A 12,182-nucleotide genomic window follows, 5' to 3' on the forward strand; every position below is an offset into this window, starting at 1 on the left:
GCGGGGCACGCCATCGCGCACATGGCTCAGCCTGCCTTTTCGCCGGGGGCGGCGTGCAGCCCGCCGGCGGGATCGGCCGGATGCCACAGGCGCAGGTCGCTCGTGCGCTCATAGGCCTTGCCGGCCGGGAAGCTCACCAGCTCGCACTGCATGCCCCAAGGGGTGAGGAAATAGACCCAGGTCTGGCCGCCGCTCGGCCCGCTCTCGCGGAACACCGGCTCGCCCAGGATGCGCACGCCGTGGGCCTGGAGATGCTGCACGGCGGCGGCGAAATCGTCCACGTAGAAGGCGAGGTGATGCCCGCCCACGTCGCTGTTCAGCGGCTGCACCTTCCGCTGGCCGGGGGCGGTGTATTCGAACACCTCGAAATTGGAGCCGAAGCCGCAGCGCAGGAAGACGAGCTTCTTCATCACCGCGCGCGGATCGACGTTGAGCTGGCGTGCCATCCAGTCGTCGTCCGACTGGAACGGGCCGAGCTCGTAGACCTTGGTGCAGCCGATCACGTCCACGAAGAAGCGCTCGGCCTCCGCCACGTCCGGCACGGTGAAGCCGATGTGGTCGGTGCCGCGCAGGCCGGGGAGGCCGCGGGCCGCGTGGTGCTGGTGATCCTCGCCCATGCCTGGCGTCCGACATCCGGTCCGGTGGAGGGATGGCGCGCCTCGCTGGATGTCCGGGAAAGCCCTGAACCGCCCCTGCCCGGACCACCCCGCGGAGGGTCCGCAAACATGAGGCGACCGCCCCTCCCGTTGTCCAACGATCTGCGCCGTTTCGATGAGAGCGATAGTGGGCACGGGATACGCTGTCAACGCAAATGTATCCGATCAAGCGCTATAAAACCGATAAGTCAGCCATATTCGCCTATTTTGGATACAATTGCGATTTCAGGCCGCAACATGGTATCCAATCTGAAGAACGGGCCCGCGCTTCGCGTTTCGGCGGAGCGGGTCCCCAAGGGCGTGCCATGAGAAGCGAAAAAGCAACGGACGGGCAGGACAGGGAGGGCGGCGTGCGCAGCCACGCCATCGCGGCGGACCTGCGCGCCGGCATCCTCGCCGGCGACTATGCGCCGGGCACCCGCGTGCGGCAGGAGGAGCTGGCGGAGCGCTACGGCACCAGCCGCATCCCCGTGCGCGAGGCGCTGCGCGACCTCGAAAGCGAGGGCCTGGTGGTGCTGGTGCCGAACTCCGGCGCCTGGATCGCCAAGACCGACATCAAGGAATGCGTCGAGATCTACAAGATCCGCGAGCGGGTGGAGCCCCTGGCGCTGAGCGAGAGCATCCGCAACATGGACGCGGCCACCATCGCCCGCCTCGCCGAGCTGGTGGTGCAGATCGAGGCGGCGGCCGAGGTGGAGGACTTCCTCAAGCTCGACCGGGAGTTCCACCTCCTCAGCTACAAGGCGGCGGCCATGCCGACTCTGCTGACCATGATCGAGCGCTTCTGGAACACCACCCAGCACTACCGCCGCGCCTATTCCCGCCTCATCGGCAAGGACGGGCAGTGGATCATCCATGCCGAGCACCGGCTCATCATGGAAGCCATCCGGCGGCGCGACGGCATGGACGCCCAGCACCTGCTCGAAAGCCACATCCGCCGCACCCGCCTCCACCTCCAGGCCAACGACCCGTCCGCCGCCGAGGGGCGGTAGCGCAGGCGGGCGAGGTGGCGGGCGGCCGGGTGCGCGGCCTGCCCGGCGAGGGTAGCCCGCGCGGGGCGTGCCCCCCGTCATGGCGCCTGCGGGCGAGCCGCGGCGGCTCCGCGCGGCCGCGCTCAACGAATCTGCCGCTGACACCGCCCAAGGCGCCAAAGGTCCGGTGGCGGCTCTCACGCCACCTGTGGACCGCCACGGCACGGCTCCCGGCCGCGCCGCCGGGCCGGGAACGGACATGGCAGACGGATGCCGAAGGCCCCGATCCCGCCAAATGTCGGGAAATGTTTCAGCCCGCCTCCCCACGCCGGAAGCAGCGCGAAAAGCAAAGGAAACACGGGTGTTATAGTGTCTCTTCATCGCCAATCGGGAACATGCCGATGAAGACCGTCTCTCGCCGCCTCCTCTCCACCCTGATGGTCGCAGCCCCCCTCCTCTGCCTCGCCGGCACGAGTGTTGCGGAAGAGACCACCCGCCTCTTCAAGATCATCACGGTCAAGGACGAGATCGTCGTCGGCCTTTCCCCGCAAGACATTGCTGCCATTGGCGGAAACGACGTGACCGCCATCGGCCGCGCGCTGAAGGAGAAGGGCGAGATCACCCTCTGGCGATACGCCGTGCGCAAGGCGCCGGACGGCCAGCTGGAGCAGGCGCCGGCCGCCCGCGTCAGCCTCCTCGGCCACGACAGCGTGCGGGTGGAGCCTTATGCCAGCCCGCTGAAAATCATTTCTCCGCAATGAGTTGTGCGATGCTCAAGATCGATCCGGTGGTGCCGTTCGTGGCGGTGCCGGCCCTCGCCTTCTTCCTCCTCGCCCCCGTCCCCGGCCATGCCGCGGACCCGGCATGGGTCGCCGCGGCGAAGGCGCAGCTGCCCCCCTCCCTCGTCGCCGGCCGGGTGATCCGGACCGGCGACGAGGGACAGGCGGCGCTGATCGCCGTCTTCCCCGCCGGCGCGGATGATCCGAAGACGCCGGGCAGCGCCTTCAACCTCGGACAAGTCCTTGAGGTAAAGCTGAAATCCGAAAACGGTACGCTTTCCGTCGCCGCCACGTCCGTTCGTCCGCGAACGCCCCAGGACCAGGTCCAGGACGACATGGAAGAGAACCAGTCGGAGCTCCTTGCCGAGCTCGGCCGCCAGAAGCGGGAGGGGGGCGTCGAGCCCTGCCGCATCAGTGCGTGGTCCATCGACAAGAGCCGCAAGGGCCTGCCCGTGCGGGCCGCGCCCTCGGACACGGCGAAGGTGCTCGGCACCCTCGCCCCGCCGCGCCACACCCCCGAATCGGGCAACGGGGAGGACGACAGCTGGCACGTGGAATTCGAGATCACCGGCTACAAGGACGGCTGGTTCCGCATCGCCGACGCCACCCCGCCCGGCGCGCCTTATGGTGATCCGCCGCCGAAGAGCTATCCGAAGAGCTACAAGGGCACCGGCTGGATCCGCGCGGACAAGGTCGGCGGCGCCTATGCCAACACGCAGATGCCGGTGATGCGCCTTCTGCAGTCCCCGAGCATCGATGCGATGGACTATGCTCCCGGCAAGGATACGGCGGATCCCGAAGGCAACCTGCCCATCGACGGCACGCTGGAGCGCATCCATGCCTGCTCGGCCAACTGGGCGCTGACCACGAGCCGCGACGGCAAGCGCGGCTGGTGGCGGGGCATCTGCTCCAACCAGGTCACCAACTGCAGCTGACACGCAAGACCCGCCCCTCCATGGGGCCGGGCCCACGCGCCGGAAGCCGGCGTGACGCGACTGTTTCGATCAAGCTGCGAAATGCCCTATCATGCACGCCTTGCGGGCACCTCAGGAGGGGAGCGCCTTCGGCGCGGGGCGATGGCTGGGGACGAGACGGGCTGGCGCATCGTCGTGGTGGACGACGAAGAGGCGCTTCGGGAAACGGTCGGTGAATATCTGTCCGGCCAGGGGTTCGCGGTGCGGTGCGCGGCGGGCGGACGGGAGCTTGACGCCCTGATCGCCGCCGGCCCGGCGGACCTCATCGTCATGGACGTGAACATGCCGCAGGAGGACGGGGTCTCCATCACCCGGCGCCTGCGCGCCACCTCCGGCATTCCCATCATCATGCTCACCGCCGCCGATGACATCGTCGATCGCGTGGTGGGGCTGGAGGTGGGGGCCGACGACTACATGGTGAAGCCCTTCGACCTCAGGGAGCTGAAGGCGCGCATCCGCGCCGCGCTGCGCCGGCATGCCGCTCCTGCGCCCGCAGCCGGCCCCCAACCGGTCCCGGCCGCGCCGTCCGAACCCCTGGCCCTGGTGCCGTGCGGCGCCGTGTTCCTGGACATGGATGCCCATGGCCTGGTGCGACGGGACGGCACGCGCGAGGCGTTGACGGCCATGGAATTCGACCTGCTGCGGGTGTTCCTGCAGAACCCCAACCGGGTGCTCACCCGCGACCGGCTGCTGGACCTCGCCCATGACCGGGACAACGAGCCCTTCGACCGCAGCATCGACGTGCGGGTGACGCGCCTGCGCAAGAAAATCGAGGCGGACCCGGCCAAGCCCCAGGCCATCAAGACGGTGCGGGGCGTCGGCTACCTGTTCGTGCCCGGCCCCAGGGGGGGATCGCACGGCGCCGATCCCGCGTGAACGCCGGACGTGCGCGATCCGGGAAACGGCGAAACGCCGCGCGCCGCGGGTGGCGGCACGCGGGGCGAGAGGGATATGGCCCCCCGGCCGGCGCCCCGAGAGGGATCGAGAGCGCCTGCCGGAGGGTCGCCGGAACGGACGGTGCGGGGGTTTCCGTCGTCCGGCGTTCAGAGCACCGCCGCCGGGGCGGGGCGCAGATGGGCATCCGCGTCCAGTCCGGCCTCGGGGGCGGAAACACGATGGGCCGCGGCGATCATGACCTGCGCCACGGTCGCGTAGGCCGAGGTCCAGGCCGCGCGCATCTCCGCCGTGAAGCGCGGGCCGAAATAAAGCGACAGGGTCTCGATCAGCGCCGCGCCGACGGTCTCGTAGTGCGCGTCGCGCACGCCATAGCTGACATGGCGCACCGCGAGGTCCTCCAGCACCGGCACGACCGCCGGGAGATTGCGCAGCGAGGCCACCACGAGGCGGAGCGCGGAAAACAGCTTCTGGCCCTGCGCCGCCATGTCCGTATCGCCGAAGAGCCGGCGCAGGGAAGGATCATGGACGAACAGGCGCTCGTAGAAGAGGGGGGCCGCCGCATCCCGTGCCGCATACACCTCGGCGAAGCTGGTCTCCAGCAGCAGGATCTCGTCTTCGCGCATGGCCACTCCCCTTCGGTCGACGGGGAGGAGCATGGCGGGCGAACGTTGCTGCAGGAGGTCGGCGGGCGGCCTGAACTGTTTCAAGTGTTTCAGGCGCCCGGCGCGGTAGCGAGGTCCTTCAGGAAGGCCCGCACGTCATGGGGCGTGAAGGGCTTCTCGATGAGCGGGCAGCCCGACCGCGCCAGGAAGCGCCCCGCCGAGGGCCCGAGCGTGTCGCCCGAGATGAAGCCGATACGGCCGGACAGGTCGGGCCGTTGGCTGAGCAGCCAGTTGTAGAGCCCCGGCCCATCGCCGTCCGGCATGCGGATGTCGCACAGGATCGCGATGAAATCGCCCGCCCCCGGCCCCCGCTGCGCGAGCAGGGCCTCCGCCGCGTGGCCGCTGTGGGCCACCACCGCCTCGTAGCCACCGTCCTCGGCGATCTCGGCGAGAAGGCCGGCGATGTCCGGCTCATCGTCGACGATCAGCACCCGGCCCAGCGCGGCGGGGGCGGCATGGGGCGGCGCCTCGGCAGGGCGCGCGGGCGCGGAGCCTGGCAGCGCCTCGTCCACCGGAAGCTGGACCACGAACATGGCCCCGCCCCCCGGCGCCTCCCCCAGCTCCAGCGTGCCGCCGTGGGCCTCGATGAGCCCACGGGAGACGGCGAGGCCGATGCCGGTGCCCACGCCCTGCGGCTTGGTGGTGAAGAAGGGATCGAAGATGCGCGAGCGGATGCTCTCGGGAATGCCGGGGCCATTGTCCGCCACGCGGATCCGCACCGCCTTCAGCGCCGGCTCCGCCTCCACGCACACGCGGATGAGGCGCTCCCCGGCCTTCTCCTCCAGCGCCTGCTGGGCGTTGACCAGAAGGTTGAGCAGCACCTGGTGCACCTGCCCGGCATCCAGCATCAGCCGCGGCAGGCCGGGCGTGACCGAAATGGAGACCTTCACCCCGGAGGCGCGCATGTTGTAGGCGAGCAGCTCCACCGCCTCGCGCACCACGTCGGAGAGGTTGGTGGCGCGTCGCTCCGCCTCGCGCTGGCGCGCCATGTCGAGGAAGGCGCGCACCACGCGGGCGCAGCGGTGGGCCGCCGTCTCGATGCGGTCGCAGCGCTGCAGCACCTTCTCATAGGCGGGGCCGCCGCCCACCTCCTTCAGCACCTGCTCGCGCAGCAGCATGGTCTGGCCGGTGACCACCGACAGCGGATTGTTGAGCTCGTGGGCGACGCCGGCCAGCAGCGAGCCGAGCGCCGCCAGCTTCTCCTTCTGGTGCAAGGCATTGCGCTGGCGCTTGATCTCCTCCTCCGCGCGCTTGGCGGCGCTGAGGTCGCGCATGTGGGCGGCGAACATGCGCCGCGCGCCGCGGGTGACGTCGGTGATCGACAGCTCGATGGGGATGCGCGCGCCGTCCTTCAGCATGGCCGGCAGCTCCAGCCGCCGCCCGATCACCCGGCTCGCGCCCGAGGTCAGGTAGGACCGCATGCCGGCGGCGTGCGCCGCGCGATGCTCCGGCGGGATGATCAGCTCGGAAATGGAACGGCCGATGGCCTCCTCCCGCCGGTAGCCGAAGATCTGCTCGGCGGCGGGGTTGAAGTCCATCACCAGGCCCTCCTCGTCCACCACCACGATGGCGTCGAGGGCGGTGCCGACGATGACGGCGTGAAAGGCCTCGGTCTCGATCTGCACCTCGGTGCGATGGGCGATCTCGATTTCCTGGTGCTTCAGGTCCGTGAGGTCGCGGGCGACGCCGAAGCAGCCGACCACCGGCCCCGCCGGATCGGCGCGATAGGGCGAGATCACCTCCTCCAGATAGCGCTGGCCGAGGCGGCCGTAGTCCACCCAGGCCACCCGCCGCACCGGCTCACCGGCGAACACCTGCTCCATGAGGGGCGCATAGGCGGCGAAGACCGACGGCTCCAGGAAATCGTGCACCGGGCGGTCGATCACCTCCTCCCGCCGCCGGCCCATGAAGTCGATGAACTCCTGGTTGGCGAAGCGGCACACGCCCTGGGCGTCGAGCAGGACGGCGCGGCCCGGAATGGACTGGAACAAAGCGGTGAACAGGCTGAGGTCGGACGGCGGCACCAGCGTCGCGCCCGCGCCGGCGCCGTCCCCATCCGCGCCGGCTGGCATCGCCCGCTCACCTTCCTCCGCCGTCATTCGGCCCTCCCCGGCAGCCCCCGTCCGCGGGCAAGCTAGGCCACCTCTGTTTCACGCCCGTTTCAGCCGCCCGGAGCCGCAGGGCCGGCGGGCGGACGCGCAGTCACAGCCGGATCACCTGGCATTGCGTCCCCACCGCCCGCCGCGCCGCCTCCGCCACATGGGCGTGGTGGGTGAAGACGATCACCTGCGTCAGCGCGCCCAGCTCCGCCAGCAGGCGCAGGCCCGCCTCGGTGCGGGCCTCGTCGAAGGTCACGAACAGATCGTCGGCGATGAAGGGCAGCGGCGTCGCCCGCCGGGCGTGCTCCTCGATGGCGGCGACGCGCAGGGCAAGGAACAACTGGTCCGCCGTGCCTTCGGAGAGGCCGTCCAATGCCTGAGGCCGCTCCCCGCGCACCGCGGCGAGACGGGGGGAATCCGCATCGTAATCCACCGCGATCCCGCTCCAGCGGCCCAGGGTAAGGCCGGAGAAGGCCCCGGAGGCGCGGGTGACGATGGGGCTCTGGTGGGCCTCGCGATAGCGCTCGATGGCACGGGCCAGGAGGCGCCCGGCCACGTGGCTGCGGCTGAAGACCTCCACCGCCACGGCAAGGTCGGCGAGGGCATTCTGCTCCTCCTGCGCGGCATCGGCCGCGCCCTCACGGGCGATGAAGGCCTCAAGGGCGGCCCGCGCCTGCGCGTCGCGTTCCACCGCCTTGTCCCGCAGCTCCCGCGCGGGGGTGTGGGCGGCGGCGGCTTCCGCCGCACGGCCGGCAAGCTCGGCATCGTCCCGCCCGGAGGTCTGCGCCCGCACCGCCTCCAGGTCGCGGCCGCGGCACATGTCGGCAAGGCGCTGGCGGGCCTCGGCGACCCGCACCGCGAGGGCGGCCGCCTGCGCGAGCCGCTCGAGCACGGTGGGAAAATCCTCCGCCGGCACGTCCCCCGCGCGCGCTCTCAGGACGTCAACGACAGCCCCGGCCCGCGCCAACGCCTCGGCGGCTGCGCCGGCGGCCGCCTTGCGCGCGCCGTGTTCCTTGCCTGCCAGCTTCGCATTGGCGCTCGCTTCCCTGGCCGCGTTCAGCCGCTGCCGCAGGCGCCGCGCGAGCACCAGCGGATCGCCCGCCGCGTCTTCCCCCGCCGCCTGCGCCAGGGCGGCGACCCGGCCGGCGAAGGCGGCCTCGTCGCGCGCGATGGTGGCGGCGCGATGCTCGGCGGTCGCGAGCGTGCCGGACAGGGTCTCCGCCTCGCGCCAGAGACCGAGGGCGGCCCGCACCTCCTCCGCCGGGGCGCCGGGACGCACGGCGACGCGCGGCAGCACCTCCGCGGCTTCGGCGGCCAGCGCCGCGCGCAGCTCCTCCAGCCCGGCGGCGCGGACGGCCAGGTCCTCGCGGGCGAGCGCGAGGCGCGCGAGATCGCGCTGCTGGTCCCGCGCGTCGCGGTGCCGGCGCTCCTTGCGCTCCACCGCCTCGCGCAGGTCCGCCATGCGCAGCGGCCCGGCGCCGAGGGGCGGCAGGCCGAGGTCCCGGCGCAGCTCTTCCGTCGCGGCGCGGTCGAAATCCACCGCGGCCTGCGCCGCCTGTCCTTCCGCCTCCTGCCGCAGCAGGAGGGAACGCGCCTCGCGCATGGCCTCCGCCTCGCGCAGGAAGGCGATGGCTGCCGCATCCGCCGGCCGCGCGAGGCCGGAGGCGGCGAAGAGGCCCTCCCAGTTGCGCAGCGCGCCGGCGCGGCGCGTCTCCGCCTGGGCAAGGCCGGTGCGGGCAAAGGTGATGCGCAGCTCGATGTCCGCCAGCTCCCGCGCCACCTGCACCAGCTCGGCGAGGCGGTGGGTCTCGCGCTGGCGTTCGTCGGCGATCCGATCGGCGACGACGATGGCGCCGTCGAGACCCCGGGCGGCCTCCCGGTCGTCCGCCATCGGCGCGCGCTCTGCCAAGGCGAGGGGGCGCAGCCTGTTCCACAAGGCGTCGCGGGTGGCGCGGGCGGCGGCGACCGCCTCCTGGGTGGGCGCCGTGCCTCCGCCGTCGAGCGCCGCATGGCGGGCGCGGGCGCGCTCGGCCTGCTCGGTCAGCTCCATCGCCGCCTGATGCTGGCGGGCGACGGCCTCCTCCGCCTCGGCGACGGCGCGCAGCATCGCCTCCGCCGCGGAGACCTGCGGCAGGGGCGCGAGGCACAGGCCGTCGAGATCGAGCCCGAGCGGCCCCAGCCGCCGCAGGCGCTCGCGCAGTTCCGTTCGCCCCGCCCCGAGGCGCGCCGCCAAGGTCTCGAGGGCCCGGGCGCGCTCCTCCGCTCCGTCGAGGGCGGCGAGGCGCCGGCGCAGGGGCTCGGGATCCTCCACCGGCCCCAGGCCCGCCTGCACCGCCTCCGCCAGCGCCGTCTCACGGGCGTGGGCATCGCGCTCGGTGGCCAGGGCCTCGGCGCGGGCCTCCAGCCTGGTCAGGCGAACGGCGAGGTCCCCGGCGCGGGCCACGAGGGGCGGCGCCGGCAGGCTGGCGCACAGAGTCTCCACATCGGCGAGGCCGAGATGGACGGCGATGCGGGCAAGGCCGGCGCGGGCCTCGGCGGCCTCCGTCCGCCGCTTGGGCAGGTCGTCGCGCGCCTTCTGGATGGCGGAGCGCTGCTCGTCGCAGGCCTCCACCTCCTCGGCGCGGGACAAGACGGCCTCGTCCACCGCCACGGCGGCGCACGCGGCGGCGGCGCGGACCTCCTCGGCGGCGGCGCGCTCGAAGGCGGCACGGGCCTCCTCCAGCGTGGCCAAGGCGGCATGGGCCTGCCCGGCGAAGGGGGCCGGCACATCCGGCAGCGGACCGAGGGCGGCGAGGGCCTCCTCCTCCGCCGCGATCTGGCGCAGCACGCCGGCGGCGCGCGCCAGCAGGTCCGCCCAGGCGGCCTCGCGCGCAGCTTCGCCCTCCGCCTCCACCGCCAGCCGGCGGGCTTCGGCGGAAGCCTCCGCCTCGCCGCGCAGCCGGCGCATCTCGTCGGCGCGCAGGGCCCCCTCGCGCATGCGGGCGCGGGCGTCCTTGACCCGGTCGGAGGCCTGATAGAAGAGGTTCGAGCCGACGCGGCGGCCCGGATTGAAGACCCGCCCCGCCTCGGCCAGATACGCGTCCCGCATCGCGGCGATGCGCTTGAGGCCGGGGGCGGCGGTGATCAGCACCTCGGCCAGCTCCCCGTGGCCGGCCAGGAGATCCCGGCCACCGGCCCGCAGGCGTTCCTGGTCGAGCCCGAAGATCTCGAGGAAGGCGGCCCGGTCATGGCCGCCGACGAAGGGCGCGAGCGCGTCGTCCGGCAAGGGCGCGTCCGTGTCCGGCGCGACCAGGGTGGCGCGGCGGCGCTTCAGCCGGGCGAAGGACAAGGAGGCGCCGCCCGGCGCCACCACCGTCGCCGACAGGCGCATGTCCTTGTAATCGTCGCCCACCTTGAAGCGCGAGCGCTCCTCGATGCCGAACAAGGCGTCGCTCGCGGCATGGAGCGCGGTGGTCTTGCCGGCCTCGTTGGCGCCCTCGATCACCACCAGCCGGGCGGCGGGATCGAACGCCAGCTCCCGGCCGGCGAAGGCACCGTAGCGGTCGAGGCCGAGGCGGGAGAACCTCATCGCTCGCCCTCCCCGTCCTGCGCCCGCATCGCGAGGCGGGCGGCAATCTCCCCGCCCGCCGCGGCGATGGCCGCATCCGCCATCCCCTCCTCGTCGAGGCCCGAAAGACCCATGGCCTCCAGCACCTCGGGCGGGGTCCTGGCGCGCAGCTCCCTGAAGGCGGCGGCGATCTCGGCGCGGAACTCGGCATCGGCCCCCACCTCGGCCAGCGCATCCTCGAAGCCGGGGGTCTCGAGCTCCGGCGCCGCGTCCGGCCCGCTGGTGCCGAGCACCACCTTCTCGATCAGAAGCTCGGCGGAAACCTCATAGGCATGGGCCTGCATCTCCTCGGCGAGGCCGGAGCGGGCCACCAGCCCGGCATGGAGCGCGGTGGCGCCGGTGAAGGTGAGACGCAGCGCCAGCGGCCGGCCCTCGGCCGCGTCCACCGCGGCGGTGATGGCGGCACGGGCCGCCGCCTCCGCCTCGGCCATGGCCGCGCAGCCGGTGAGGTCCACCAGCCGGTGCTCGAAGCGGGCGGCATCCAGCGTCAGCGCCTCCAGCCCGGCGATGCGGCCATCGGCGACGCGCACCAGCGTCGCGCCCTTGGGGCCGGTCTCGCGGGCATGGCGGCCCTGCAGATTGCCGGGGAAGACGATGGCGGGCTCAAGGCTCACCACCTCGCGGCGGTGGATGTGGCCCAGCGCCCAGTAGTCGTAGCCGGCGCGGGAGAGGTCCTCCACGGTGCAGGGGGCGTAGGTGTTGTGCCCGTCGCGGCCGGTCAGCGAGGTGTGCAGAAGGCCGATGTTGAAGCGCCCCGGCACGGCCGGCGGATAGGCACGGGCGACGTTCTCCGTCACGGCGCGGTCCTTGAAGCCGCGGCCGTGCAGCACCACGCCCAGGTCGGGAAGCTCCGCGCTTTCCACCGCGGTGTCCGAAAGGACCCGCACATTCGCCGGCAGCGGCAGGTCGCGGCTCATGGTGGAGGCGGCATCGTGGTTGCCGCGGATGATGAAGACCGGGATCTGCGCACGGGCCAGGCGCCCCATCTGCCGCACGAAGAACTGGCCGGTGGCATAGTCCTTCCAGTCGCCGTCATAGACGTCGCCGGCGATGAGGAGGAAGGCCACCTGCTCCTTGAGCGCCGTGTCCACCAGGTTCTCCAGCGCGCGGCGGGAGGCCCCGAGGAACTGGGAGAGAAACGCCCCCTCGCGCGATCCCGCCTCGGCCCCGCGCCGCGCAAGGCCCCTCAGGGGACTGTCGAGGTGGAGGTCGGCGGCATGGAGGAAGCTGAAGGAGGAAGACGACATGGGCGGCAGGGCGACTCGGCTTGGCTGGGGCCGCGGCACCATAGAACACGCGCCCACCGGATTGCACCGCAATCTGACCGGACAGCGCGTCCCCCCTCAGGCCACCGGCCCCGGTCCTCGACCGGCGCCGCGCGGGTCGCTCACGCGCCGCGCGCACCTGGCCAAAGGCCCGTGAGGAATGCTCACGGGAGTTTGGACTTCAGGGTCGAGGGGGAGGCACCGATCATGTGAAGCCGCGCCGCGGTCCCCCATGGATCGGATCACACCCTGGCGCCCGTCTCCCGGCTTGC

The 12,182-nt window shown here is 72.5% G+C and carries 9 protein-coding genes; 4 read left to right on the forward strand and 5 right to left on the reverse strand.

Features of this window, described 5'->3' with window-relative positions; all coding sequences use genetic code 11:
* Nucleotides 1-26: 26 nt before the first annotated feature.
* Nucleotides 27-617: a VOC family protein gene (locus V5F59_RS15260; RefSeq protein ID WP_393976059.1), complete on the reverse strand. Its 591-nt coding sequence runs from the start codon at nucleotides 615-617 to the stop codon at nucleotides 27-29.
* A 344-nt stretch (nucleotides 618-961) separates the two neighbouring features.
* Between V5F59_RS15260 and V5F59_RS15265 the strand changes: the two genes are divergently transcribed.
* From V5F59_RS15265 to V5F59_RS15280, 4 genes are all read left to right on the forward strand, one after another.
* A complete protein-coding gene (locus V5F59_RS15265) occupies nucleotides 962-1,648 on the forward strand; it encodes a GntR family transcriptional regulator (RefSeq protein WP_393976060.1) in 687 nt (228 codons plus the stop codon).
* 380 nt (nucleotides 1,649-2,028) lie between these two features.
* A complete protein-coding gene (locus tag V5F59_RS15270; RefSeq protein ID WP_393976061.1) occupies nucleotides 2,029-2,388 on the forward strand; it encodes a hypothetical protein in 360 nt (119 codons plus the stop codon).
* 8 nt (nucleotides 2,389-2,396) lie between these two features.
* The gene (locus tag V5F59_RS15275) at nucleotides 2,397-3,341 is read left to right on the forward strand and encodes an SH3 domain-containing protein (RefSeq protein WP_393976062.1); all 945 of its coding nucleotides are present in this window, start codon (nucleotides 2,397-2,399) and stop codon (nucleotides 3,339-3,341) included.
* 141 nt (nucleotides 3,342-3,482) lie between these two features.
* Nucleotides 3,483-4,256: a response regulator gene (locus V5F59_RS15280; RefSeq protein ID WP_393976063.1), complete on the forward strand. Its 774-nt coding sequence runs from the start codon at nucleotides 3,483-3,485 to the stop codon at nucleotides 4,254-4,256.
* A 167-nt stretch (nucleotides 4,257-4,423) separates the two neighbouring features.
* On the opposite strand, the gene V5F59_RS15285 is transcribed toward V5F59_RS15280, so the two are convergent.
* From V5F59_RS15285 to V5F59_RS15300, 4 genes are all read right to left on the reverse strand, one after another.
* On the reverse strand, nucleotides 4,424-4,900 hold the full coding sequence (locus V5F59_RS15285; protein WP_393976064.1) for a globin family protein: 477 nt from the start codon (nucleotides 4,898-4,900) through the stop codon (nucleotides 4,424-4,426).
* Between the two features lie 89 nt (nucleotides 4,901-4,989).
* Nucleotides 4,990-7,038 (reverse strand): hybrid sensor histidine kinase/response regulator, encoded by a 2,049-nt coding sequence (locus V5F59_RS15290; protein WP_393976065.1) that lies wholly within the window; start codon nucleotides 7,036-7,038, stop codon nucleotides 4,990-4,992.
* 103 nt (nucleotides 7,039-7,141) lie between these two features.
* A complete protein-coding gene (locus V5F59_RS15295) occupies nucleotides 7,142-10,606 on the reverse strand; it encodes an AAA family ATPase (protein ID WP_393976066.1) in 3,465 nt (1,154 codons plus the stop codon).
* The gene (locus V5F59_RS15300) at nucleotides 10,603-11,892 is read right to left on the reverse strand and encodes a metallophosphoesterase family protein (RefSeq protein ID WP_393976067.1); all 1,290 of its coding nucleotides are present in this window, start codon (nucleotides 11,890-11,892) and stop codon (nucleotides 10,603-10,605) included. Before V5F59_RS15300 ends, V5F59_RS15295 begins: the two co-directional genes overlap by 4 nt.
* Nucleotides 11,893-12,182 lie beyond the last annotated feature (290 nt).

Origin of the sequence: Xanthobacter nonsaccharivorans (assembly GCF_043194755.2) — a bacterium.
Classification (GTDB): domain Bacteria; phylum Pseudomonadota; class Alphaproteobacteria; order Rhizobiales; family Xanthobacteraceae; genus Xanthobacter; species Xanthobacter autotrophicus_G.